We start from the raw sequence: 24,268 nt of genomic DNA, 5'->3' as shown, positions 1-24,268 counted from the left end.
AGGGCCGAAGACATGCCCAGTCCATTCGTGGGTGAACAGTTCACCTTTCGCAATCCGGACGGATCGGAATTCCAGGTCCGCGGCTGGGGGAACCAGTTCAGCGCCGTTTTCGAGACCACCGACGGCTACACGGTCGTCCCGGATCCCGACAGCGGTTTCTACCACTTCGCCGCGCTCGACACCGACAGCGGTGACCTCGTCCCGAGCGGCGAGACGGTGGCCGCCGACGCGCGGGCGCTCGCCCTGCCGCCGCACCTGCGCGCCGCCCGCTCCGCCGTGACCGCCCGCGCGCGGACCGTCCGCGAGGAACTGGGCGGCGAGCCCCGCTGGCAGGTCCGGCGACGGGCCAGGCTCGCCCAGCGCGGCGCGGCCGACGGTCCGGCCGGTGCCCCGCCGCCCGCGGCGACCGTCGGCGACTACACGGGGCTGGTGCTCCTCGTGGAGTTCCCGGACGTGCCCGCGACGATCACGAGGAACGACGTCGACAACTTCTGCAACCAGGTCGGCTTCACCGGTTTCGGCAACAACGGGTCCGCCTACGACTACTTCCTCGCGGTGTCCGACGGCAAGCTCCGGTACCGCAACCGGGTGGCGGCCTACCACCGCGCGGAGCACCCCCGCGCGCACTACACGGACCGGGCCATCCCGTACGGCACCCGCGCGCAGGAGCTGATCAAGGAGGCGCTCGACCACCTCAAGGCGAGCGGGTTCGACTTCTCGGTCCTCAGCAGCGACAGCGGCGGCTTCGTCCACGCGCTGAGCCTGTTCTACGCGGGGGACCGGGTGAACAACTGGTCCGAAGGCCTCTGGCCGCACTCGTGGGCGCTGGCGACGCCGTACGCGGCCTCGGCGACCAGGACGTTCTCCGACTACCAGATCACCGACCTCGGGACCAGGCTGACGCTGCGGACGTTCTGCCACGAGAACGGCCACATGGTCTGCGACTTCCCCGACCTCTACGACTACGACAGCGTCCTCGTCGGCAACGGCGTCGGCCACTACTGCCTCATGTGCTTCGGGGGATCGGACACCAACCCGGTGCAGGTCGACGCCTACCTGAAGAACGCGGCCGGGTGGACGTCGAGGCTCACCACCCTGACCCCCGGCACGACCACGTCGATCGCCGCGGGCAGCAACGACTTCCTCGTCCACCGGAGGTCGGCCACCGAGTACTTCATCATGGAGAACCGGCGGCAGGCGGGCCGCGACACGGCGGTGCCGGACGCGGGGCTGGCCATCTGGCACGTCGACGAGACGGGCGACAACAGCAACGAGCAGATGACCCCGGCCCTGCACTACGAGCTCTCGCTGGAGCAGGCCGACAACCGCTTCGACCTGGAGCACCGGGCCAACGCGGGCGACAGCGAGGACCTGCACGGCGGACCCGCGGCCCCGGCGTTCGGCAGCGCGACCGCGCCGAACAGCAACTGGTGGGACGGCAGCGCGTCGGGGCTGGAGATCGAGGAGATCTCCGCGCCCGGCGCCACCATGACCGTGCGGACGAAGGCGACGGGACCGCAGTGGTACGGCGACCTCGCCGTCGACATGGTCTTCGCCAGCCACCACTCGGGCAACGCGTGGGCCGCGCTCGCCGGCCTCGGCTGGCGCCAGGTGCGGGCCGGGAACCCCGACGGCGTCACGAACATGTTGGCGGTCCTCACCGAAGCGCGCGCCAACGGCAAGAAGGTCTCGATCACAGCCGACGCCACGTCGGTCTACGACGCGTATCTCCTCTGAGCGGGAAGGTGACCCTCCGATGTGGACGACCATCAACCAGATCTTCGCCAGCCACCACTCGCAGAACGCCTGGGCGCACCTGGCGAGCACCTCGGCCTGGCACAAGATCCTGCCCAACGCCACCGACGGGACGACCAACGTCCACCTGGTGCTGACCGCCGCGAAGGCGAACGACAAGCAGGCGTTCGTCGTCCTGGACGGCGGCGACAACATCACCCAGGCCTACCTCTGACCGGCGGGAGACTCCCATGGGAACCAGCGTGACCATCCACATCTCGGGCAGCGCAGACGAGTCGCCGCCCGCCGGGGCGGCCGCGGGCGGTGAGGCACCGCGCCCGCTGCCGCTGGACGTCCTGGGACGGCCGGGCCCCGCGGGCGCGCCGTCCGGGGACGGCCCGAGCCCGCTGCCGGTCGACGCGCTCGCGCTCCCGGACGCGTCGGCCCCCGAACCGCGCCCCCTGGCGGAGCTGCCGGAACCCCCCGGCGCCGGACCGGGTTCAGGGACCTGACGTCGGGCGCCTGCCCGTCCGGGAGGCCACCAGGTCCTCCAGCAGCGCCAGCGCGGCGGTCTGGTCGGGCAGCGCGGCGATGTCGTCGCGCACCCGCCGCGCCGCCCGCCGGTAGGCCGGGTCGGTGAGCACGGTCGCGACCGCGTCCCGGATCTCCGCCGACGTCGCGTGCTCGGCGTGCAGCGACACGCCGACACCGAGCGCCGCGCACCGGTCGGCGTTGTGCGGCTGGTCGGCGCCCATCGGGATCAGCACGGACGGCACGCCGTGGGCCAGCGAGCCCAGGACGGTGCCGGAACCGCCGTGCGACACGACGACGGAGCAGCGGGGCAGCACCGTGTCCTGCGGGAGGTACGACTCGATCCGCACGTGCGGCGGCTGCGGGCCGAACTCCGCCGGGTCGATCTGCCCGCCCACGGTCACCACGACGTGGGCGGGCAGTTCCCGCAGCCCGTCCAGCACCCGCGTGAACAGGTCGCCGGACTCCATGTTGAAGATCGTGCCCAGGGTGAAGTACACCGTCGGCACGTCCTCCGGCACGGCGATCGGCGCGGGCGGAGGGCCGTCGACCGCCGCCCGGAAGGAGAACGCCGTGGGCGGCAGCGGGAACGCCGGGTCGCGGAACGACGGCGGGAACGGCGACAGCACCAGGTCGCGGCTCAGCATCGTCATGGTCGGATCGGCGGGCAGCCCGTGGGCGGCCCGCAGCCCCTCCAGGGGCTCGGCCACGACGTCCGGCCGCAGGAACGACCCGGACGCGATGACCAGCACCGGCACGTGCGGGATCCCCGCCCGCTCGGCCGCGACCATGGCCCCGAAGTCCATCTCGTCGCACACCACCACGTCCGGCCGCCACCGCCCGATCAGCTCCAGCACCGCGTCCGCCCGCTCCGGGGCGGTCCTGCGCGCGAACCCCTCCCGCACGTCCCGCTCCTCGCGCTCCCGGTCCAGCGGCAGCAGCGGTCGCCGTTCGGCGGCGGCCACCCGGCTCGGCCCGGACGCGAACGCCGTGAACCCCTCCCGCTCGACCAGCGGCAGCAACGCCGCCGCACCCGTGCACGCCACCGCGTGACCCGCCGCCGCCGCGGCCCGCGCCAGCGGCACCATCGGCTGGAAGTGCCCGCCGCCCCCGACGAAGCTGAACAGGACCCTCATCGCCCCCACCCCCCGCGTCCGCCCGACGTCCCCGCCGGGGTCACCCCTCGAACGATTCCACGAACGCCACCTCGCGTCCCCGGTTCGCCTCGTCGACGAACGCCCGCAGCGTCGCGCTGGCGGCGAGACGCTCGGAGATGTCCCCGACGACGACCAGCCGCAGCCGGTAGGTGGCGAACTTCCCGACGACCGCGCCCGCGACCCGCGTGCTCAACGTCCAGAACCCCTCGTCCAGCCGTTCCACCGGAACCACCACCGTGTGCGCGGACACCGACCACGCCTCGCCGATCACGTCGGCGGCGTCCTGCTCGACCCGCAGCCGCGGGCCGTCCGGTGACAGCCTCAGCACCCCGGTCATCGCAGGAACTCCAGCACCGCTCCGGCCTGCCCCAGCAGCAGGTGCCCGGCACCGTCGACGACCCGGACGTCGGCGTGCGGCACCAGCGCAGCCACCCGGCGGACGGTCCCGGCGGAGTCGATCATCGCATCCCGGTCGCCGACGACCACCAGCACGGGCATCGTCAACCGCTCCAGCACCGCGTCCGGGAACACCGGGATCTCCCTGCGGGGCCGGAACTCCCCGAAGGTGGCGCCGATCGACGTCGCCACCGGGCCGAGGTCGGCGCCGGTCACGATCCGCACGACCCGCCGCCGCCCCCACGCGCCCAGCGCGAGGAACGGCAGGGCGCGGGGGACCCAGCCGAACGTTCGCCGCCCGAAGCCGCCCGGCGCGAGCAGGACCAGCCGCGAGACCCGTTCGGGTCGCCTGCTCGCGTACTCCGTCGCGAGCCAGCCGCCCAGCGACATCCCCAGCAGGGCGGTCGGGTCCAGGCCCAGCCCGTCGACGACGTCGTCCAGCCACTCCACGTGCGCGGACGAGCCCAGCTCGGGCCGGACCGGAGCGCTCAGCCCCGGTTCGCCGATCACGTCGACCGCGTGCACCCGCAGGTGCGGGGCCCAGACGGCGATGTCGGCCATCCACGTCGTCGCGTTCCCGCCGGAGCCGTGCAGCGCCACCACGGGCGGCCCGTCGACGGGCCCGCTGACCAGCACGAACGTCTCGCCCGCACGGGTGTCCAGCCGCAGGCGCGTCGCGGGCACCGGCCACTCGTCCAGCGCGGTCCGGTACCGCTCGCGCACGGCCTCACCACCCGCGGCCGTGCGGTAGATCTCGCTCATCCGTCCTCCCCCGTGATCATTCCGATGCCCTTCAGCAGCTCGCTCGTCGTGTCGGCGCTCCCCAGCACGATGATCTTCAGGTTCGACCGCTCCGGATCGTGCATCGTCTCGACGCGCAGCGGCCCGTCACCGTCCCGAGGTCCGTTGACCAGCGCCATGAGCAGCGTGATGATCCGATCGGCGTCGCGGGCGGAGATCCCGTCCACGCGCACGACGCTGGACACCTCCACGTGCCGGGACGCGGGCGGCGACGCCGAGGGCGCCTGCCCCACCAGTTCGTCGAGGTCCTCCCGCGCGATCCGGTACTGCTTGCCGATCCGGACGGCCTTCAGCCGCCCGTCCCGCACGTAGTTGCGGACCGTGCGGACGTGCAGGCCGAGCTTCTCGGCGACCTGCTCGACGGAGTAGAGCTCTGCGGACATGTTCCGCAAACTACCCTATCTGATTTCAGTGAGTGGAAGATAGGGAATAATGGGCGCTCGACGACGTGATCCTGGATCGCCGGCTACGGTGGGAGGGTGGTGACCCCGTCCGCACACCCCGCCGTGATCCGCCGACTCGACCTGTCCGACCCCGACACCCTGCGCGGCCTGTGGGAGTTGCAGCGCGCCGCGTACGCCGTGGAGGCGGAGCTGATCGGGTTCGACGCGATCCCGCCGCTGCACGAGTCGCCGGACGACCTGCGCTCGTGCGGCGAGTCGTTCCTCGGCACCGAGGGCCTGACCGGCGCGGTGTCGTGGGTCAGGCTCGACGACGGCACGCTCGACATCTGCCGGCTGGTGGTGCACCCGAGGGCGCACCGGACCGGCGTCGCGAGCGCGCTGCTCGACGAGCTGGACCGGCTGGAACCCGCCGCCCGGACCGTGGTCGCCACCGGCACGGCGAACCTGCCCGCCGTGGCCCTGTACCGCCGCCGGGGGTTCGCCCCGACCGGCCTCCGCGACCTCGCCCCCGGCGTGACGATGACCCTCTTCTCCCGCTAGGAGGTTCCCGTGCGCGTGCCGTTCGTGTCCCCGCCCTCGCCGGGCCACCTGTTCCCGCTGGTCCCGATCACCTCCGGGCGGCGTCGGGCTCCAGCCCGCCGGGCTCGGCGGGACGCCGTCCAGGGGCGGGCCCGGACGACGTGACCGTGCGCGTGATCGCGGTATCTTGGGGGCCGTGACCACGGCAGGAGGACGATGGCCCGGCTGACCAGGGCGGAGACGCAGGAGCGCAACCGCGCCAGGGTGTTGGCCGCCGCCAGGGCCGAGTTCGCCGAACGCGGTTTCCGGGACGCCAAGGTCGACGGCATCGCCGACCGCGCCGACCTCACCCGCGGCGCCGTCTACTCCAACTTCCCCGGCAAGCGGTCCCTGTACTTCGCCGTGCTGGCCGACGCCGCCGCCCGCGCCCCCGAGCCGTCGACCGAACCCGGCCGCACGGTCCGCGAGGCGCTCGGCCTGCTCGCCCGCACGTGGGTCGCCGGGCTGCCGATGGCGACCGACCCCGCCCACGGTGCCGCCCGCCTCGGCGTGGACCTGGTCCCGGAGGTCATGGCCGACGAGGTCACGCGCCTCCCGTACGCCCAGCTGCTGATGCTGGACGCCATCGTGCTCGGCCTCGCGCTGGAACGGCTGGACCCGACCGCCGGACGGCTGGTCCGGGTCGCCGAGGCCGCGCTGACCGCGCTGCACGGCGCGACCGCGCTGGCCGCCGCCGCGCCCGGCTTCGGCGAGATCTTCAACGTCGTCCGCGCCTGCGAGCAGCTCGCGGACCTCGACCTGGACGACCGGTGGTTCGACCCGCACCTCGCCGCCGCCGCGCACGTCGTGGACGAGCCGTGGGAGCCGGTGCCCGCGACCGACCTGCTCACCGGCGAGCCCGCGCCGCTCGACGGCGTGGTGCTGGTGCTGGGCACGCACCGGGTCGCCGCGGTCGAGGCCGCCCTGCGCGCGGGCGCCGCCGTCACCGCCGTGGTGGTCACCGGGCAGCCCGACGAGCTGGCGCCGCTGGTCCGGCTCACCGTCACCGAACTCCGCAACCACCTGCGCGGGGCGTTCCCGCGCTCGGCGTGGCCGCGGCTGCGGGTCGTCGTCGACGACCGCGGGTTCCTCGCCGCCGCGGCGGGCGTGCCCTCGGTCGGCGACACCACCGAGTCCGCCGTCCGGGTGGAAGCGGGCCGGATCGTGGCCCGTGCCACCGGTTTCGGCGCGGGCGACGCCGTCGCGACCCCCGCGGGGGCCGACCGGTCGCCCTAGGGTTCCCCCATGGACCTCGACACCCTGTTGACCCGCGCCCGCCTCCTGCCCGTCTCCGTGGTCAGCGACGCCGACAAGAGCCTCCCGACGATGGACCACGGCATCCGCCGGGTCTCGGGGACGGGCACCGTCGCCGGCCGCGCGGTGACCGTCCACTCCGACGGCGACCTGCTCTCGGTCCTGGAGGGCCTGGAGTTCGCGCAGGCCGGTGACGTGCTCGTCGTCGACGCGTCCACGACCCCGGTGGTCGCCGTCGCCGGGGGCCTGTTCGCCACCGAGGCCCACCGCAGGGGCCTGTCCGCCATCGTGGTCGACGGACTGGTCCGCGACCTCGACACCCTGAAGGCCCTGGGGTTCACCGTCTACGCGCGCGGAAGCTGCCCGCGGTCCGGCACCGCGCTCGTGCCGCCGCGCACGCAGGTGCCGATCCGCTGCGGCGGCGTGAACATCCGCCCCGGCGCGCTCGTGCTCGGCGACGACGACGGGGTGCTGGTGACGTCCGTCGAGCGCCTCACCGCCGCCGTGGCCACCGCCGAGGCGATCAACGCGAGCGAGGAGGCCGTGCTCGCGATGCTGGCCGACGGCGGCAGCCTGTTCTCGGCGATGAACTTCCGCACCCACCGCGAGAACGTCCTCAACGGGACCCCGAGCAGGCTCGGGTTCATCGTCTGACGGTCAGGGGTGGGTGAACGGCGTGGTGGTCGCGAGGTCGACGAACCCCAGCCTCCGCAGGATCGGCAGGCTGTCGGCGGTGGCGTCGACCTGGAGGTAGCGGAACCCGCGTGCCGCCGCCCGCGCCGCCCGGAACGCCACGAGCGCCCGGAACACGCCCCGCCCGCGCCACCCCGGCAGCGTGCCGCCGCCCCACAGGCTCGCGAACTCGGTGCCGAGGTGGAACTCCACCCGCGCGGCGGACACCGGCGTGCCCCCGGCCACCGCGACCACGGCCGCGAGCGTGCTCGGGTCGCGGTCCAGCCCGGCCAGCACGAGGTCCCCGACGGCCGCGTGGTCGCCGCCGAACACCTCGTCGTGCACGGCCACCAGCGCGTCGACCCCGGCCCGGTCGACGACCGGCACCAGCTCCACGCCCTCCGGCGGCGCCACGTCCAGGCGCAGGTCCGCGATCTCGGCGACCAGCAGGGTCTCCGGCGGCTCCGGGGTGAACCCGGCGGCGGCGAGTCGGTCGGGCAGGTCGGCGGGGGAGTCGTAGGAGTAGTGCTTCCACTCCCAGGGCGTGCCCGCGAACCGCCGCACCTGGGCGGCGATCACGGCGTCGGCTCGGGAGGCGTCCACGGAGGACCACTCCACGCCGGTCCAGCCGGGGCTGATCGTGCGGATGACGTCGGGGTCGCGCTCGACCTCGCCGTCGGTCGTCGGGTGCCTGCGGACCTGGTGGTCGAACGCGGCCAGCACCGCCTGCTTGTCCATCGCGGCAGCCGACCACGACCGGCGGCGCGGGGGCAACCGGGTTTCAGCCCGCGAGGACCTCGCGGGCCAGCGCGAGCAGCGCCGGGATCGCCGGGTGGCGCGGCGGGTCGGTCCACACCAGGTGGACCGGCACGGGCGGCGCGTCGGTGAGCGGGACGTAGGTGACGCCGGGGTAGGCGTGGATGCCCGCCACGGCGGTCGTCGTGACGCCGACGCCGCGGCCCGCCGCGATGGCGGCCAGCCAGTCGTCGGTGTTGGCCACGACCAGCGTCCGGCTCGGCCGCGCCGCCGCGGGCCACAGCGCCATCGTCGTGGTGCCGGTCGGCGGGTTCAGGGTGACCACCTGGTCGACGAGGTCGGCCAGCTCCAGCGTCGAGCGCTCCGCCAGGTCGCCGCCGGTGGGCACGGCCGCCAGCCGGGGCTCGGTCGTCAGCGGCGCTCCGGGCCCGTCGGTCCGCCCGCGCACCACCGCCACGTCGGTCTTGCCCGCCGCCAGGCCCGAGGTCGGGTCGGTGATCCGCAGCAGCTCCAGCGGGGTGTCCGGGTGGGTCTCCCGCCAGCGCCGCAGCAACGTCGTCGTGCGGTCGCCGAGCGCGGCCCACGCGTGCCCGAGGCGCAGCGGCCACGTGCCGACGCGGGCCGGGTCCAGCGCGTCGTCCACGGCGGCGACGGCGGCCGCCGCCCTGGTCCGGAACGCGTGCCCGGCCTCGGTGAGGCGCAGGTGGTGGGTCGAGCGGTCGACCAGCCGCACACCGAGGTGCTCTTCCAGCTGCCGGAGCGTGCGGGACAGCGCGGGCTGCCCCACGTGCAGCACGGCGGCGGCGCGGGTGATGTTCGCTTCCTCGGCGATGGCCAGGAAGCAGCGCAGGTGACGCAGCTCAACGGTCATGTCCGGCAAGCATAACCGCTGGAGGACAGGCATTTCACAGGCGTTCCCTGCGTTCGTAGCGTGGCGTGCGTGACCACCACCGCGCCCCGTGCGACCGTCCCCGTCGGCCTGGTCCTCGGCGGTGTCGTCTCCCAGCAGTTCGGCGCCGCCGTGGCCGCGCTCGTGTTCCCGCTCGCCGGGCCCCTCGGGGTCGTGACGCTGAGGCTGACGATCTCCGCGGCGGTCATGGTCGCCGTGTGCAGGCCCCGGCTGCGCGGGCACCGCCCGGCCGACTGGGCCGTCATCGGGGCGTTCGGCGTGGCGCTGGCCGCGATGAACATGATGTTCTACCAGGCCGTCGCCCGCATCCCGCTGGGCGCGGCGGTCACCCTGGAGGTGCTGGGTCCGCTGGCCCTGTCGGTCGTCGCGGCCCGGCGCGCGTCGAGCTGGCTGTGGGCCGCCCTCGCCCTGGCGGGCGTCGCGCTGCTCGGGCGCGGCGGGCTCGGCGGGCTGGACCTCGTGGGCGCCGGTTTCGCGCTGGGCGCGGGCGCGATGTGGGCGGTCTACATCCTGTGCTCGGCCCGCACGGGCAGCCGGTTCCCCAAGGCCGACGGCCTCGCGCTGGCCATGGCCGTCAGCGCCGTGATCAGCCTGCCGTTCGGGGCGAGCACCGCGCTGCTGCACCCCGTGGCGCTCGGGCTCGGCGCGGCCGTGGCCCTGCTGTCGTCGGCACTGCCCTACAGCCTGGAGCTGCTGTCCCTGCGGACGCTGCGCCAGTCGACGTTCGCGGTCCTCATGAGCCTCTCACCGGCCGTCGCCGCGGTGGCGGGCCACCTCGTCCTCGGCCAGCGCCTCGGCCCGCTGGACGTCGCCGCCGTCGCCCTGGTCGTCGTCGCCGGGGTGGGCGCGGTGCGGAGCGCGGGGGGACCCGTGGTTTGACACGGGGATCGCGGGCTCGCTCTAATGGTGGCGCGGTGCGCGTGGTCCCGACCGAAGAGCTGTGGGCGGGTCGGAGACCGGGCGACACCCCTTCACCCACGGGACCACGCCATGAGCCTCCCGCGTCCGACGTAACCGCTCCACGCACCCCGAGTGACCGCACCTCGGCGCGTGCGTCCGGTTCCGTCCCCAGCTGCACCGCACCCGTTCCTGGAGCACAACCGTGTCCTTCACCCGTTCCGTCATCGACGAGTTCCGCGCCAACGGCGGCGAGGTCGCCTCCTTCCCCGACGGCGACCTCCTCCTGCTCACCACCACCGGCGCGCGGTCCGGACCCGACCGCACCGTTCCGCTCGGCTTCGTCCGCGACGGCGACCACCTGCTGGTCGTCGGCTCCGCGGACGGGGCGGACCACCACCCCGACTGGTTCCACGACGTCCTCGCCGACCCCGCCGTGCGGGTCGAGCTGGGCACCGAGTCGTTCACCGCCGTCGCGACGCCCGCGGAGGGCGCGCGGCGGGACGAGCTGTTCGCGCTGGTCGTCCGGGCCGCGCCCGGCTACGCCGACCACCAGCGCCGGACCACCCGGACCCCGCCCGTCGTGGTGCTCACGCGCACGGCGCGGGTCACCACGCTGGCGGACAAGCTCGTGGAGGTCCACACCTGGCTGCGCGAGCAGGTGCGGCAGATCCGGGCCGAGTCCGGACCGCCCGGCGCGCTCGGGCTGGAGCTGCGGCAGCACTGCCTGACCTTCTGCGAGGCGCTGACGTTCCACCACACGAGCGAGGACGAGCACGTCTTCCCCGGCGTCGAGGTCCACCACCCGCACCTGGCGGGCGCGCTGCACCGGCTCCGCGAGGAGCACCGGGTCGTGGCGCGGATCAAGGGCGACCTGCTCGCGCTGCTGGCCGCCTCCGACGCCGACGGCTTCCGGGCCGAGCTGGACCGGCTCGCGGAGGAGCTGGAGGCGCACCTCGACCGCGAGGAGGGGTGGCTGCTGCCCGTGCTCGGCGACGTGCCCTGGCCACCGAGGTGACCGGCGTCGTGGGTGGGCCGTCCGCCCACCCACGACGGGTCAGCGGCCGGACTGGTCGGGCAGCTCGATGGGGGAGAACCCCTTGGCGCTCGCGTTGGCGACCGAGCCGAACGCCTGCATGAGCGCGCGGTAGGTCGACCGGCGGTCGGGCCAGTACAGCGCGCTCTCCAACGGGCCCGCCGCCGTGCCGTCGCCGTAGTCGGGACCGCACCAGAACGACGGACCGCCCATCGCCTGGACGGCGTGGACGACCCAGCCGGTGGCACCGGCACGGTACGGTTCGCCGCCGTGCTGCGATGCCTCCACCTGCCTCGTCGGGTCAGGAGTGTGCCGTGTGGACGGTCGGGCCGGAGGACTGCTCATGACGTCAACATCGCACATCACCCACCGCTGTCGACATCGCGGCGCAGCGTCACCTTCGACGCCGGGGGAGCCCGGAGCGAACAGGTGCCCGGAACGGCCCTCCGCGCCGGCATGATCACGGGGAAAATTCCGACGTCCCGTACCCGCGGGCTTCGAGGAAAGGGGTCCTTGTTGTCTCCCGAGGAGATCGTCGCCGGCCAACTGGCCGCCTACAACGCCCGCGACCTCGACCGGTTCCTCGGCTTCTACGTCGACGACGTTCCGGTGGCGACCTTCCCGGCCGGGGAGGTGCTGGCCGACCGCTCCGGCGCCGCGTTCCGCGAGCGGTACCGGGAGCTGTTCGACTCCTACCCCGACCTGCACGCCAAGCTCGTGACGCGGGTGGTGCACGGCCGGATCGTGATCGACCACGAGCTGGTCACGGGGGTGGGCGCGGGCGAGTCCAGGGCCACCGTGGCCATGTACGAGGTGGGCCGGGAGAAGATCGAGCGCGTCTGGTTCGTCGTCTGACCACCAATGTGACCCACATCACGCAACGATCCGGCCCGGCCGGCCCTGAGCGGGTGTGACGAGCACCAGGAGCACCACCACGGGGGTGGCGGCGTCGCGCCCCGGCGAGCCGCCGCCGTCCGACGCGACGCTGTGGCGGCTGATCGGCGACGACGACCACGCGGCCTTCACCGCCCTGTTCGAACGGCACGCCGAGCGCGTGTGGAACTACGCCTACCGGCTCACCGCGTCGTGGTCGACGGCGGAGGACCTGCTGTCCGCGACCTTCCTCGCCGCGTGGCGCAAGCGCGGCGACGGCGTCCTGGTCCGCGAGTCGGCCCTGCCGTGGCTCTGCACCGTGGCGGCCAACCTCGCCCGCACCGAGTGGCGGGCCGGTCGGCGCAGGCGGCGGGTCCTGGCCCGGCTCACCTCCGCCGCGGACACCACCGTGACCGACCACGCCGAGGACCTGGCGGCCCGGTCGGAGGCCAGGGACCGGCTGCGCCTGGTGGTCGCGGCCGTCGAACGCCTGCCCCGCTCCGAACGCGAGGTCGCCCAGCTCTGCCTGCTGGGCGAGATGCCCGTCGCGGACGCCGCCGCACTCCTCGGCATCGCCGAGGCGAGCGTGCGCTCCCGCGTGTCCCGCGCCCGCACGAAGCTCCGCGACCTGACCACGAGGACCCACGATGAGTGACCCCCTGGACTTCCCGCCGCCCCGCCCGCTGCCCGAGACCGTCCGAGACCGGGCCCGCCGCCGCCTGTCCGAGGGCATGGCCGACCCCCACCGCCCGACGCGGCGCGCACCCGTGGTGATCGCCGCGGCGGTCGTGCTGCTCGCGGGCGCGGGTGCCGTCGTCACCAGGGACGCCGCGGGCGGCGGGGCGGCGGCCACGGCTCCCGCCACCTCCTCGCCGGTGCCCGCGCCGCCGCCGGACCTGCACGACCAGCTCCACGCGCGCGACGGCTGGGCCCCGCCCGACGTGGTCGACCGCTGCGCGGCCGTCGCCGGGGACCTGCCGCCGAAGGAGGGGTGGACGCCCCTGGTGACGAGCGTGGTCCACGGGACCACGCTGTCGGCGTTCAGCACCGGACCGGACGGCGTGTTCTTCTGCGAGACCACCCCGGCGTCGGTCTCGGTGTCCCGGCCCGCCGCACCGGACACCGGGGGAGCGCCCGCGAGCATCCGGTTCCTCTCCTCGCGCGGGTCCGTGGCGGGCTTCGTGCGACCGGGGGTCGAGCAGCTCCGCCTGCACGCGCCCGGCGCCACCACCGCCGCGTTCCCGGTCGTCACCGGCGACGTCTTCCTGACCCCCGAGGGGTTCCGCGGCGTCGAGGACGGCGTGGTGTTCACCGTCGGCCGCGACCAGGAGTTCCCGGCACGGGACCTGCCGCGCCCGAGCGAGCCCACCGTCGACCGACCGAGGCCGGGCGGCGACCGCGCGAGCGAGGCGGGTCGGCGACTGGGCGCGTGCCTGGACGCGGGCCCGGACGGTGCTCCGGACCCGGCCAACTGGACGCCGGGCGCGCACGCGGGGGTCGGTGCGCACGGCGGGTTCCAGCTCGGCCGGTACGGCGACCTGCTCGGCGCGTGCGCCACCCGCGAGGACGGATCACCGTTCTTCGACGTCATCGACCTGGCGGACCTGACGGGGACGAACGCCACCGACCTGAACCTGGTCGGCAGGTCCGTCTGGGCCGCCGTGCGGCTCCACGACTTCCGGTCCACGCCGACCGGGGGCACGGTGGCCGACGCCTTCACCTACGCCGGTCTCGTCCTCGACGACCGGGTCGCGACGATCACGCTGACCCGCGCGGGGTTCCCGGACGCGGTGGCCGTGGTGGAGAACGGCACGTTCGTGCTCGGGGGGCCCGCGACGACGGGATCGCCGAGCGACTTCGACGGGGCCGCGGTGGTCGTCCGCGACGCGGCGGGAGCCGTGGTGGAGGAGCTTCCGGTCGGCCGCTGACCGGGCGCGCGCACGTGCCGCGTCGGGGCCCCACCACCGCCGACGGGTTCGAGGGGCGGGGCCTCGACCACCCTCGATCCGCGACCCGGCCGACCTCGCCGCCCCGGTGGCCGTCCGGGTCGCCGCGCGGCTCGGCACCGGTCGCGCACGGCCGGACGGCCCTGGAGCTGGCCGCCGCCGCACGGCGCCCGTGCGGCGACGTCGTGGTATCCACCGGCCCGCTCGCGGCTCTAGTGGGGGAGGGCACTGTGGAGGTGGCCACCATGGAAGCGACAGGCGCTCCCTTCATCGAAGTCGCCGACGGAGGTCGGCTGGAACTACCCCGCGGCATGGTGCTCGTCGGCCGGGCCGACGACGCGGACCTGCGGCTCCCGTCCCCGGAGGTCAGCGCGCGGCACGCGTGGATCCGCCGGGACGGCCGCGGCACCTGGATCACCGACGCGAACTCCACCAACGGGACGTGGCTCAACGGCAGCAGGCTGGCCGAGGGCCGCGAACGGGAGCTGCGCCACTGCGACCGGGTCGAGTTCGGGTCGGTCGGGGTGGTCTACCGGGATCCGGCGCGCGGCGACACCCACCACCCGCGCACGCGGGTCAGCAGGCGTCCGGCACCGGGCACGTCCTACGGCGACGTCACCGCCGGGACGTTCAACCACGCGGGCCGCGACGTCAACAACTCCTACGACCAGAGCCGGCACAACCGGTTCGAGTTCACCACCCCCGAGGGCCAGGCGCTGGAGGAACTGGCCACCGGTCGCGGCGCGGGCCGTGCCGTGATGCTGCTGGGCCTGGTGATGATCCTGGCGGGCTTCGGCATCTGGGCGGCCGTCATCCTCCGGTTCATCGCGTCGATCTCCAGCACGGTCTCCGCCCCGTCGGCGGACTTCACCCCGCCCGAACTCCTGGGCCCGCCCGTCCTCGACGGCGTGCCGCTCGGGGTGGTGGGCTTCGGGCTGTTCGTCCTCGGCATGGTCGTCAACGGCATCGGCCTGGTGGTGTCCAGGTCCGCACGAGCACGGAGGGAGAGGAGGCCCCGATGAGCGGTGGGGTGCACTTCCACGGCAACGTCACGGCGGGCACGATGAACACCGCCGCCCAGGGCGACATCAACAACAACCACGGCCACCACCAGCACGTCACCGGGGGTGTCGACCCCCGGCGGGTGGCGGCCCTGGTGCGCGCGCTCCGCGACGAGCTGGACGCCGCCCCGCTGGACCGGCGGACGAGGGACGCGGCGCACGACGCGCTCGACGAGGTGGACCGCGACGTCGCGAGCGGCGAGCCGCGCGGGCTCGCCGACCGGGTCCGCTCGGTCCGCGACGTCATCACCGGCGCGGGCGGCGTCGTCACGGCGGGCGGCACCCTCTGGTCGGCGCTGGAGGCGCTCGCCGCGGCCGTCGGGCTCGGGCTGTAACCACCCGTCTGGGAAGACCTTCCGATGGCCTCCCCGGACGGACCGGCCGACACTGGGGGCGCACCGTCGCCGGACCTCCGGGAGTTGGCCATGACCAGTGGGAACACGCACCGAATCCGCGGCTACGCCCCTGCCGCCCAGGCCTGGACGACCGGTCTCGCCGATCCCGACCACGCGGTCCCCGACCTGGCGGGCACCCTCACGGCCGATCCGGCCGCGCTGGACCGCGCCTCCCGCGACCTGGGGCGGCTCGTGACCCGCCGCCCCGGCGCGGTCCTGCACCCCGCGTCCGTCGCCGACGTCGAGGCGATGGTCGCGTTCTGCGCGGCCCGCGGCATCGCGGTGAGCGCGCGCGGCGAGGCGCACACCACCGACGGCCAGGGCCTCACCGACGGCCTGGTCATCACCACGGGCCCGCTGAACCGCCTCGTCGGCCTCGACCTGGACGCGGGCGTGGTCGACGTCGAGGCGGGCGCGCAGTGGATCGACCTCGTGCGCGCGCTGGCCACGCAGGGGCTGCGGGTGGCGTGCGCGCTGACCGGCTACCTGCGGCTGACGCTCGGCGGGACGCTCAGCGTGGGCGGGATCGGCGCGGACTACGGGCGCGGCTGCCAGGTCGGCGGGGTCCGCGGGCTGGAGGTCGTCACCCCCGCGCACGGGCGGCTGTGGTGCTCGGAGACCGAGCACCCCGACCTGTTCGACGCCGCGCTGGCCGGGCTGGGCCAGGTCGGGGTGATCACCCGCTTCCGGATCGCCGTCGAACCGGCGCCCGCGACCGCGCGCGTGTTCCAGCTCGACTACCCCGACGCCGAGGGGTTCTTCCGCGACGCCGGGCTGGTGCTCGACCGCGACGAGTTCGACGAGGTGTTCTGCATGGTGCACCCGGCCGCCGTCGCGGGCGGGGCGCCGGTCTACCAGCTCAACGCCACCAGGTTCACCGCGCCGGGCGAGGCCGCCGTCGAGGACGCGGTGCTGCTGCGGGGCCTCGCCGTCGCGCCGACGTCGGCGATGACGACGTCCTACCTGGAGCAGGCCGAGGCCGCCACGCACATGATCGACGGCGTGCGGGCGCGGGAGGACTGGGACGACAGGGCGAAACCGTGGTTCGACGTGTTCCTGCCGGACGAGGCGGTGCGCGCGTTCGTCGAACCGGTGGTCGGGGCACTGTCGCGGGAGGAGTTCGACGGCCCGCCCACCAGCTTCGTGCTCCTGCACCCCCAGCGCACGGCGACCGTCACCCGGCCGCTGCTGCGGGTGCCCGAGAGCGACTCGGGGTGGTTCTGGCTGTTCGACGTCCTCACCGTGTGGCCGGGCGACGCCGACTTCGCGGCCAGGATGCGCGAGCGCAACCGCGCGCTGGAGGCGGCGGCCGAACCGGTGGGCGGCCTGCTCTACCAGATCGGCACCTCGGACCGGTCCCCGGAGAAGTGGGCGCGGCACTACGGGCCGCAGTGGGAGCGGGTGGTGGCCGCCAAGGACCGCTACGACCCCCGCCGGATCATGACGCGCGGCGCGGGCGTCCACCCGGTGCCGGTCGAGGACGCGGACCGGGCCCGTTCTGCTCGTTGACCCACCGGGCCAGCTCCACCCGCTTGGTGATCCCCAGCCTGCTGTAGATCGCCTCCAGGTGGGAGTTGACGGTGTGGGGGGAGATCGTCAGCCGGGCGGCGATGTCCTTGCTGGTCAAACCGGTGGCCGCGTGCAGTGCGACGTTCCACTGGGCCGGGGTGAGCAGGGCGCGGGCCGCGGGACCGGCGGGCGCGTCACCGCGGGGCTCGTCCAGGGCCAGCGCGAGGGCGTGCTCGTAGGACTCGGTGGCCAGCCCGGCGGCGAACGCCGCGTCGAAGTCCTGCTCGGACAGCACCGCGCGGACCAGGTCGATCGCCACCCGCCGCTGGTGGTGGAACGGGCCGAGCCCGGCGATGTCCAGGCCGGTGATCCGCTGGAGCCGGGTGGCCGCGCCCAGCAGCGTGGCCGCCCTGGTCGCCACGGCGGGCAGGTCGCCCCCGGACTCGGCGCACAGCGTCGAGTGCGCGGACAGCCACGCCTGGACCTCGACGCCCCACATCGTGCCCCAGCGCTCGTCCATCGCCCGCTGCTCGCGGACGCAGGCCCGGACGTGCTCCTGCGCCTCGGCGCACCGGCCGAACCGCAGGCAGGCGATGGCGTAGGCCATCTGCGACCAGGCGATCATCCACGGGGCGCCGAGGCCGCGGGTGTGGTGCAGGTGGCCGGTCACCTCGGCGAACGTCGTCCGCTCGTCGTCGCCCATGAGCGCGTGCCCCAGCGCCAGCAGCAGTTCTGCCATGAGCGCGTCGCCGTGGGCGCCCGCGTCGGCGAACAGGTCGCGGGACCTCCGCAGCACGGGCAGCGCCTCCGGTTCGGCCCGCGCCAGCATCATGTACGCGCCCTTGGCCATCTCCAGCGCGGGCAGCACGGGGGTGCCGGGCAGCCGCGCGTGGGTCCGGACCGCGTCGTGGAGCCCGCGGCCCGCGGCCTCCGCGTCGCCCTGGCACAGCAGCAGCCAGGTCGCCATGGACATCGCGGACACCCGCATCGGCGTCGGGGTGTCCGGCGCGGCGTGCAGCATCTCGTCCAGCAGCGCCGAGGCCTCGTAGAGCAGCCCGAAGAAGTACGGCGTCCGCAGGCGCAGGAAGTCCACCGCGATGGCCAGCCCGATCTCCGACTCGGGGTCGGTGCGGGCGGTCCACGCGGCGGCGGCGCGCACGTTGTCCAGCTCCAGCCGCACCTCCCGCAGCACGTCCAGCTCGCGGGGACCGCTCCAGGTCGCCGTCGCGGTGGCGAACATCGCGACCACCCAGTCGCGGTGCCTGCGGCGCAGCACCGGCTCCTCGCCCGAGGCGACCAGGTGGCCGTGGGCGTACTGCTGGAGCGGTTCGAGCAGCTCGTAGCGCGACAGGTCCGCGCTGGTGCGCACGATCGACTTGTCGACCAGCGCGGCGAGCAGGTCGGCGACGTCGTAGCGGTCGATCTCCTCGCAGGAGCACACCTCCTCGGCCGCGTGCAGCGTCCAGCCGCGGGCGAACACCGACAGCCGCGCCCACAGCGTCCGCTCCGCGGGCGTGCACAGGTCGTGGCTCCAGTCCATGACCTGCCGGAGGGACTGGTGGCTGAGCTGCACGGTCCTGCCGTTGCCGGTGAGCACCCGGAACATCTCGTCCAGGCGGGCGGTGATGACCTCGACGGGCATGTGCCGCAGGCGCCCGGCGGCCAGCTCGATGGCCAGGGGCAGACCCGCGCAGCGCTGGAGCAGGGTGACCACGTGCGGCCAGTTCGCGTCGGTGATCGTCCACCGCGGCGCGCTGTCGGCGGCGCGGTCGAGCAGCAGCGCGACCGCCTCGTGGTGGAGCTGCACCGGCAGGTGCGCCGAGGGCGACACGGTCAGCGGCGGCACCAGCACCAGTGCTTCCCCCGGCACGCCGAGCATCTCGCGGCTCGTGGTCATGATCCGCAGGTGCGGCGTCTTCTGGAGCAGGGTCGCGGCCAGCAGGGCGACGGCGTCGCGCATGTGCTCGGCGTTGTCGACGATCACGAGCATGTCGTCGCCCTGCCGCAGGTGCTCCAGCACCTGGTCGACGGGCTCGGACTGCGACAGGTCGCGGATCCCGAACGCCTGGGCCAGCTCGCGGTAGAGCACGACGTCGTGCTGCTCGACCGGGACGTCCCGCAGCGCCGCCAGCTCCACCACGTACACCCCGCGCGGGTAGGCGGCGCGCACCCGGTCGCCCACGGCGTAGGCCAGGCGCGTCTTGCCCGTGCCACCGGGACCGGTCAGCGTCACCAGCCGCCGGTGGCCGAGGCGTTCCCGGACCTCGGCGATCAGGGACCGGCGGCCGATGAACCGGGACAGCGCGGGCCCGCCCGGCGGGAGGTTCCCCGCCGAGGTGGCCCTGCGCGCTCCGCTACCCGCCATTTTCGTACCGTAATTCACTTCGGACCGGTTCTGCCCGCGACGCTGGTGGCAGCGCGTGCGTCGAGGCTCGCGGCGGTGTCCCGCACGATCTCCTCCGGATCCGGCGGTGGGCGGGACCGCCGTCGACGCGCGGGTGCCGGGCGACACCGCCGGTCGACCGTGGAAACCCGTGCCGCGAATGCCCGCGTCACCTGTTCGATCGATGGTTGGACCTCTCGGTTCGCGCCTGCGGGACAAAGGAGCGAAAAAGAATTCACGGATTCGTTCATGGATGTTGAGCTGGGACTTCATCAGCGACACGGCGGGTCCGCTGACACGTTCGGGCTATTCCACACGATTCGAAACGCCGCAATTATCGGGGCCTGGAAAACCTTTCGTCCGTTCATCGTGCACGCCCACCGGCCCGCCGGTATTTTCTCTGCACCAGGTGAACGGGCACTCGCACGCTCACGACGCGGAGTTCGGCCGAGGAGAGCGCGTTCCCCATGAGCAGCACGGCCGAGGACGACGGCCCCTCCATCCCCGCGGTGCCGGCCGCGGACCCCGTCGCGGTGCTCACCCCAGGGGAGTGGGCGTCGGCCGCGGTAGGCGCGCTCAACCGGCGCGACGTGCGGGTCGCCATCACCGCGGTCCAGCACGCCCTGCGCGACCACGACTCCACGATGGCGGCGGTCGACCTGCTCAGCGGGATCCTGCTGAACGGGTTCCCGCACGGCGGCCTGCGCCGCGGCGCCCGCATCACCCTGGACGTCACCGCCGCGCCGGACGACGCGCGGGGCAGGCGGGCGGTGCACCTGGCGACCGACCTGATCACCGCCATCGCGTCCGACGACGGCGACCTGGCGGCGCCCGTTCTCCACGCCCTGCGCGGGCCGAAGGGCCTGGACATCCTGCTCGTCCTCGTCCGCGCCGCCGCCGCGCGGGTGGACGGCTTCGTCGGCGTGGACGGCGACACGGTCGACGCCTACTACGCCGCGGTGCGCGAGCACGCCCGCCAGGGGTAGCGGTCGCCGCTTTCGAGCCGGGGAAACGCTACGCTCCACGCTTCGAGCGAGGGGCGGAGGAGATGCGCGATGCCGGGCGGCAGGCTCACCCAGCAGGAACGCCAGCAGATCGCGCTGGGTCTGGCCGACGGCCTCGCCTACGCGGAGATCGCCAGGCGGCTCGACCGCCCCACCTCGACGGTCACGCGCGAGGTGATGCGCAACGGCGGCGTCTCGGCCTACCGCGCCGACCTGGCCCACCGCGCCACCGAGCGCCGCACCCACCGGCGCAGGCAGGCCGCGCCCGCCGGGGTCGGTGAACTCCCGCAGGACCACGGGCGCGACGCCGAGGCCGTGCGCGAGTACGAGGAGGTGTTCACCACCGTCCTCATGCGGGCGGGCACGCCCAAGATGATGTCCAGGGTGCTGGTCTGCCTCTCGATCACCGACTCGGGCAGCCTGACGGCGGCCGAACTCGCCCAGCGCCTCCAGGTCAGCCCGGCGTCCATCTCCAAGGCCATCGCGTTCCTGGAGGAGCAGGGCCTCGTCCGCCGGGAGCGCGACGACCGCCGCCGCGAGCGCTACGTCGTCGACGACGACGTCTGGTACGAGTCGATGATGGCAAGCGCCCGCGCGTCCGCCCACCTCGTCCGGATCGCGCGGCAGGGCGTCGGCGTGCTCGGCTCCGGCACCCCCGCAGGCGTCCGCCTGGAGAACATCGCCCGGTTCGTCGACTTCGTCTCCGAGAGCATCGTCCGCGCCGCGGAACAGGCCCGCGAGATCCTGCACAGCAAGCCGTGAGGATCTGCTCCACCTCGCGAACACAGCACCGGCAGAATTGTCGGACAAGGGATTTTGGGCCGGGTGCGAATTGATATGGCGTCTTGTCGCCATTGTCGTCGCCGCTGGCGGGCGTTCGGTCGACTCGTGCTCACCATGGAGGTCGTAGGACTTCTACCAGTGGGAAGGTGCGAGTGGTCACCGGACTGCGGATCAGGTCGACGGACGCGTCGTGGGTCGCCAGGAAGGGCGGAACCGTCCTGCGACCGACCTCGGTGGACATCGGGGCCGGTCAGCCGGTGGCGATCATCGGACCCAGCGGCGCGGGCAAGACGACGCTGCTGGAGATCCTGGCGGGGATCAGGGTGCCGAGCGCGGGGCAGGTCCGGCACGAGTGCGCGGACCCCGCCGGGACGTCGCCGGGCATCGGGTTCGTGCCGCAGGACGACCTCGTCCACCCGAGGCTCCCGCTGGACCGCACCCTCGCCTGCGCCACCCGCCTGCGCTCGGCCCGGCGGCTCGACGCGGCCGAGGTCGACCGGGCCGTCACCGACGTGCTGGCCGTGCTCGGCCTCGCGCACCGCGCGACCCGGCCGGTCGGCGGTCTCAGCGGCGGCGAGCGCAAGCGCGCCAGCATCGCGGTGGAACTCGTCGGCCGGCCGCCGGTGCTGTTCCTGGACGAGCCGACCAGCGGCCTCGACCCCGCGACCGGCCGGGAACTGGTGCGGCACCTCAAGGCCATCGCCGCTCGCGGCAGCACGGTCGTCTTCACCACGCACAACCCGGCGGACACGGCGTGGTGCGAGCACCTGATCGCGGTCGCCCCCGGCGGCAGGCTCGCGTTCACCGGCCCGCCGGCACGGGCGCTGGAGCACTTCTCGGCGACGTCGGTGGAGGAGATCTACGACCGGCTGTCCGACGAGGACCTGGTGTGGGAGGCCACCGGCGCCGCCGTCCCGGTGGCCGACCCCCGGCGGCAGGCGGGCGGTTCCGGCGCGGTCCGCCAGTGGTGGCTGCTGACCCAGCGCACCGTGGAACTGCTGGTGCGCAACCGGTTGACGGCGGCGATCCTCGTCGGCTCGCCGGTGGTGATCGCGGTGATGTTCCTGATGCTGTTCCGCCCCCGGGCGTTCGACGCCGCGAACCCGAGCCCGAGCACGACGGTGATGATCCTGTTCTGGATCGCGTTCGGCGGCTTCTTCTTCGGCCTCACCTACGGGCTGTCGCAGATCTGCGACGAGTTCCCGATCCTGCGCGCCGAACGGCGGGCCGGGCTGCGGCTGGTGCCGTACGTGCTGTCGAAGATCACCGCGCTGCTCCCGCCGCTGTGCGCGGTCGACGCGCTGCTGCTGGTGCTGCTGCGCGTGACCGACCGCCTGCCGTCGAACGCGGACGCGGGCGCGCTGTTCCTGACCCTCGCGCTGACCTCGCTGTGCGCGCTGACCCTCGGGCTGCTGTGCGCCGCCGCCGTGGACACCCCGTCGCAGGCGGCGCTGATGGTGCCGGTGCTGAGCTTCCCGCAGGTGCTGTTCGTCGGCGCGTTCCTGCCGGTCCCGGTCATGGCCGACGTCGGCCGGTGGCTGAGCGCCGCGATGACCAACCGGTGGGCGTTCGAGGCGCTGGGCGCCATCGCGGGACTCCCGGAGCTGTGGGCGCACGGCGGTTCGCCGCTCGGGCCGCCCCTGCTGGCGTCCTACGGGGACTCCTTCGACGGCCCGCCGGGGCGGAACTGGGTGGTCCTGGCCGCCTTCGCGGTCGCGTTCGCCGTGGGCGCGGTCGCGGTGCTGCGGCGCAAGGTGGGGGTGCGGCGATGAGCACCGCGCGGACCGGGGTCGAGCCCGCCGAGTTCCTGCGGCGCCACCCGGACTACGCGCGGACCCGCGTCCTGGACCGGCTGCGCGCCACCGAGTACTCCTACCTCGACGAGCACGGCCACACCTACCTGGACTACACCGGTGCCGGGCTGGCCGCGCGAGCGCAGTACCGGGCCCACCGGGAGCGGCTCGACAGCGGGGTCTTCGGCAACCCGCACTCCGTGAACCCGACGTCCGCCGCGTCCACCGCACTGGTGGAGGGCGCGCGGCGGGAGGTGCTGCGGTACCTCCACGCGGACCCGGACGAGTACGCGGTGGTCTTCACGGCCAACGCCACCGCGGCGGCCCGGCTGGTCGGCGAGGCGTACCCGTTCCGGCGCGGCACCCGGTTCGTGCTCACGTTCGACAACCACAACTCCGTCAACGGCATCCGCGAGTTCGCGCGGGCCGGTCGCGCGCGGACGACGTACGTGCCGATGGAGCCACCGGACCTGCGGGCGTCGACGGCGGCGGTGACCGGGGCGCTGCGCCGGGGGAGGGGCCTGTTCGCGTACCCGGCCCAGAGCAACTTCACCGGCGTGCGGCACCCGCTGGAGTGGGTCGACCTGGCACGGGCGCGCGGGTACGACGTGCTGCTGGACTGCGCGGCGTTCCTGCCGACCAACCGGCTGGACCTGAGCGTCGTGCGGCCGGACTTCGTGCTGGTGAGCTGGTACAAGCTGTTCGGCTACCCCACGGGCGTCGGCAGCCTGGTCGCGCGCCGCGACGCGCTGGCGCGGCTGCGCAGGCCCTGGTTCTCGGGCGGCACGATCAAGGCCGTCAGCGTCCGGGCGCGGTGGCACGTGATGGCGGCGGCGGAGGCCGCGTTCGAGGACGGGACGGTCAACTTCCTGGCCATCCCGGACGTGCGGGTGGGGCTGGAGTGGCTGGCCGGGATCGGGGTGGACACCGTCGAGCGGCGGGTCCGGGCACTGACCGGCTGGACCCTGGAGCGGCTCACGGCGTTGCGGCACACCAACGGCGAGCCGCTGGTCCGGGTGTACGGGCCGCTCACGACGCCTGCCCGCGGCGGCACGGTCACGTTCAACTTCCTCACCCCCGACGGCGACGTGGTCGACGAGCGGCTGGTGGCCGCCGAGTCCGCGCGGCACGGGATCTCGCTGCGCACGGGCTGCTTCTGCAACCCCGGAGCCGGGGAGAACGCGTTCGGGGTGGACGAGCGGGCGCTGCGGGGCCTGCGCGGGGCGCGGGTGCGCACGCTGGACGAGTACCTGCGGCTGGTCGGACTGCCGACCGCGGGCGCCGTGCGGGTGTCGTTCGGGGTGGCGTCCACGGTGGGGGACGTGGAGCGGTTCGTCGCGTTCGCCGAGGCCGCGTACCGCGACCGCGTCCCGGACGTCTCCGGGTTGGCGCCGCGCGAGCAGTGCTGACGCGGG

27 protein-coding genes are annotated in these 24,268 nt (G+C 74.3%); 19 read left to right on the top strand and 8 right to left on the bottom strand.

The features are described from left to right. Nucleotides 1-27: 27 nt before the first annotated feature. From AC156L_RS01465 to AC156L_RS01455, 3 genes are read left to right on the top strand one after another with little or no spacing between them, the layout of a single operon-like run. A complete protein-coding gene (locus tag AC156L_RS01465; protein WP_330875371.1) occupies nucleotides 28-1,737 on the top strand; it encodes a M6 family metalloprotease domain-containing protein in 1,710 nt (569 codons plus the stop codon). 19 nt (nucleotides 1,738-1,756) lie between these two features. Beyond that, nucleotides 1,757-1,969: a hypothetical protein gene (locus AC156L_RS01460; RefSeq protein WP_330875372.1), complete on the top strand. Its 213-nt coding sequence runs from the start codon at nucleotides 1,757-1,759 to the stop codon at nucleotides 1,967-1,969. Between the two features lie 16 nt (nucleotides 1,970-1,985). Beyond that, complete coding sequence (locus AC156L_RS01455) at nucleotides 1,986-2,246, top strand: hypothetical protein (protein ID WP_330875373.1); 261 nt, start codon at nucleotides 1,986-1,988, stop codon at nucleotides 2,244-2,246. On the opposite strand, the gene AC156L_RS01450 is transcribed toward AC156L_RS01455, so the two are convergent. The 4 genes from AC156L_RS01450 to AC156L_RS01435 are packed head-to-tail and all read right to left on the bottom strand — an operon-like array spanning nucleotide 2,235 to nucleotide 5,002. Continuing rightward, nucleotides 2,235-3,401, bottom strand: a complete 1,167-nt coding sequence (locus tag AC156L_RS01450; protein WP_330875374.1) for a glycosyltransferase — start codon at nucleotides 3,399-3,401, stop codon at nucleotides 2,235-2,237. The genes AC156L_RS01455 and AC156L_RS01450 overlap by 12 nt on opposite strands. Nucleotides 3,402-3,441: 40 nt before the next feature. Next, the gene (locus AC156L_RS01445; protein WP_330875375.1) at nucleotides 3,442-3,759 is read right to left on the bottom strand and encodes a DUF4180 domain-containing protein; all 318 of its coding nucleotides are present in this window, start codon (nucleotides 3,757-3,759) and stop codon (nucleotides 3,442-3,444) included. Further along, nucleotides 3,756-4,580 (bottom strand): alpha/beta fold hydrolase, encoded by an 825-nt coding sequence (locus AC156L_RS01440; RefSeq protein WP_330875376.1) that lies wholly within the window; start codon nucleotides 4,578-4,580, stop codon nucleotides 3,756-3,758. The genes AC156L_RS01445 and AC156L_RS01440 overlap by 4 nt, the downstream gene beginning before the upstream one ends. After that, a complete protein-coding gene (locus tag AC156L_RS01435; RefSeq protein ID WP_330875377.1) occupies nucleotides 4,577-5,002 on the bottom strand; it encodes a helix-turn-helix domain-containing protein in 426 nt (141 codons plus the stop codon). The genes AC156L_RS01440 and AC156L_RS01435 overlap by 4 nt, the downstream gene beginning before the upstream one ends. Nucleotides 5,003-5,098: 96 nt before the next feature. On the opposite strand from AC156L_RS01435, the gene AC156L_RS01430 reads away from it, so the two are divergent. The 4 genes from AC156L_RS01430 to AC156L_RS01415 are packed head-to-tail and all read left to right on the top strand — an operon-like array spanning nucleotide 5,099 to nucleotide 7,489. Beyond that, entirely contained in the window at nucleotides 5,099-5,563 is a 465-nt protein-coding gene (locus tag AC156L_RS01430; protein WP_330875378.1) for a GNAT family N-acetyltransferase, read from the top strand. 9 nt (nucleotides 5,564-5,572) lie between these two features. Beyond that, entirely contained in the window at nucleotides 5,573-5,707 is a 135-nt protein-coding gene (locus tag AC156L_RS01425) for a hypothetical protein (protein ID WP_330875379.1), read from the top strand. Nucleotides 5,708-5,758: 51 nt separating this feature from the next. Continuing rightward, nucleotides 5,759-6,817 carry a TetR family transcriptional regulator gene (locus AC156L_RS01420; protein WP_330875380.1) on the top strand — a complete coding sequence of 353 codons (1,059 nt, stop codon included), beginning with the start codon at nucleotides 5,759-5,761 and terminating at the stop codon, nucleotides 6,815-6,817. A gap of 9 nt (nucleotides 6,818-6,826) precedes the next feature. Further along, nucleotides 6,827-7,489, top strand: coding sequence for an RraA family protein (locus tag AC156L_RS01415; protein ID WP_330875381.1), 663 nt, complete (start codon nucleotides 6,827-6,829; stop codon nucleotides 7,487-7,489). Nucleotides 7,490-7,492: 3 nt separating this feature from the next. Here AC156L_RS01415 and AC156L_RS01410 read toward each other — a convergent pair whose 3' ends face one another. Beyond that, nucleotides 7,493-8,245: a GNAT family N-acetyltransferase gene (locus AC156L_RS01410; protein WP_330875382.1), complete on the bottom strand. Its 753-nt coding sequence runs from the start codon at nucleotides 8,243-8,245 to the stop codon at nucleotides 7,493-7,495. Nucleotides 8,246-8,288: 43 nt separating this feature from the next. Beyond that, nucleotides 8,289-9,134 (bottom strand): LysR family transcriptional regulator, encoded by an 846-nt coding sequence (locus tag AC156L_RS01405; RefSeq protein ID WP_330875383.1) that lies wholly within the window; start codon nucleotides 9,132-9,134, stop codon nucleotides 8,289-8,291. Between the two features lie 69 nt (nucleotides 9,135-9,203). Between AC156L_RS01405 and AC156L_RS01400 the strand changes: the two genes are divergently transcribed. Continuing rightward, nucleotides 9,204-10,052: an EamA family transporter gene (locus AC156L_RS01400; RefSeq protein ID WP_330875384.1), complete on the top strand. Its 849-nt coding sequence runs from the start codon at nucleotides 9,204-9,206 to the stop codon at nucleotides 10,050-10,052. 223 nt (nucleotides 10,053-10,275) lie between these two features. Next, a complete protein-coding gene (locus AC156L_RS01395; RefSeq protein WP_330875385.1) occupies nucleotides 10,276-11,088 on the top strand; it encodes a nitroreductase/quinone reductase family protein in 813 nt (270 codons plus the stop codon). Between the two features lie 39 nt (nucleotides 11,089-11,127). Here AC156L_RS01395 and AC156L_RS01390 read toward each other — a convergent pair whose 3' ends face one another. Further along, the gene (locus AC156L_RS01390) at nucleotides 11,128-11,394 is read right to left on the bottom strand and encodes a hypothetical protein (protein ID WP_330875386.1); all 267 of its coding nucleotides are present in this window, start codon (nucleotides 11,392-11,394) and stop codon (nucleotides 11,128-11,130) included. A gap of 225 nt (nucleotides 11,395-11,619) precedes the next feature. On the opposite strand from AC156L_RS01390, the gene AC156L_RS01385 reads away from it, so the two are divergent. From AC156L_RS01385 to AC156L_RS01360, 6 genes are all read left to right on the top strand, one after another. After that, on the top strand, nucleotides 11,620-11,961 hold the full coding sequence (locus tag AC156L_RS01385; protein WP_330875387.1) for a nuclear transport factor 2 family protein: 342 nt from the start codon (nucleotides 11,620-11,622) through the stop codon (nucleotides 11,959-11,961). Between the two features lie 55 nt (nucleotides 11,962-12,016). Continuing rightward, on the top strand, nucleotides 12,017-12,634 hold the full coding sequence (locus tag AC156L_RS01380; RefSeq protein WP_330875388.1) for an RNA polymerase sigma factor: 618 nt from the start codon (nucleotides 12,017-12,019) through the stop codon (nucleotides 12,632-12,634). Next, nucleotides 12,627-13,907, top strand: a complete 1,281-nt coding sequence (locus tag AC156L_RS01375) for a hypothetical protein (RefSeq protein WP_330875389.1) — start codon at nucleotides 12,627-12,629, stop codon at nucleotides 13,905-13,907. The genes AC156L_RS01380 and AC156L_RS01375 overlap by 8 nt, the downstream gene beginning before the upstream one ends. A gap of 263 nt (nucleotides 13,908-14,170) precedes the next feature. Continuing rightward, nucleotides 14,171-14,947 carry an FHA domain-containing protein gene (locus tag AC156L_RS01370; protein WP_330875390.1) on the top strand — a complete coding sequence of 259 codons (777 nt, stop codon included), beginning with the start codon at nucleotides 14,171-14,173 and terminating at the stop codon, nucleotides 14,945-14,947. Further along, nucleotides 14,944-15,321: a hypothetical protein gene (locus AC156L_RS01365; RefSeq protein WP_330875391.1), complete on the top strand. Its 378-nt coding sequence runs from the start codon at nucleotides 14,944-14,946 to the stop codon at nucleotides 15,319-15,321. Before AC156L_RS01370 ends, AC156L_RS01365 begins: the two co-directional genes overlap by 4 nt. 90 nt (nucleotides 15,322-15,411) lie before the next feature. After that, entirely contained in the window at nucleotides 15,412-16,890 is a 1,479-nt protein-coding gene (locus tag AC156L_RS01360; RefSeq protein ID WP_330875392.1) for an FAD-binding protein, read from the top strand. Here AC156L_RS01360 and AC156L_RS01355 read toward each other — a convergent pair. Next, entirely contained in the window at nucleotides 16,820-19,255 is a 2,436-nt protein-coding gene (locus AC156L_RS01355; RefSeq protein ID WP_484406514.1) for a helix-turn-helix transcriptional regulator, read from the bottom strand. The genes AC156L_RS01360 and AC156L_RS01355 overlap by 71 nt on opposite strands. A gap of 485 nt (nucleotides 19,256-19,740) precedes the next feature. Here AC156L_RS01355 and AC156L_RS01350 point away from each other — a divergent pair, with 485 nt between their 5' ends. The 4 genes from AC156L_RS01350 (at nucleotide 19,741) to AC156L_RS01335 (ending at nucleotide 24,262) form a co-directional block, all read left to right on the top strand. After that, a complete protein-coding gene (locus AC156L_RS01350) occupies nucleotides 19,741-20,259 on the top strand; it encodes a hypothetical protein (RefSeq protein WP_330875394.1) in 519 nt (172 codons plus the stop codon). Between the two features lie 69 nt (nucleotides 20,260-20,328). Further along, nucleotides 20,329-21,039 (top strand): helix-turn-helix domain-containing protein, encoded by a 711-nt coding sequence (locus tag AC156L_RS01345; RefSeq protein ID WP_330875395.1) that lies wholly within the window; start codon nucleotides 20,329-20,331, stop codon nucleotides 21,037-21,039. Between the two features lie 167 nt (nucleotides 21,040-21,206). Beyond that, complete coding sequence (locus AC156L_RS01340; protein ID WP_484406513.1) at nucleotides 21,207-22,832, top strand: ABC transporter ATP-binding protein/permease; 1,626 nt, start codon at nucleotides 21,207-21,209, stop codon at nucleotides 22,830-22,832. Further along, nucleotides 22,829-24,262: an aminotransferase class V-fold PLP-dependent enzyme gene (locus AC156L_RS01335; RefSeq protein ID WP_330875397.1), complete on the top strand. Its 1,434-nt coding sequence runs from the start codon at nucleotides 22,829-22,831 to the stop codon at nucleotides 24,260-24,262. Before AC156L_RS01340 ends, AC156L_RS01335 begins: the two co-directional genes overlap by 4 nt. Nucleotides 24,263-24,268: the final 6 nt, after the last annotated feature.

The organism is Umezawaea sp. (assembly GCF_057122925.1).
The sequence above is the reverse complement of the archived record's forward strand: the minus strand, read 5'-3'. Positions and strand labels throughout refer to the sequence as shown.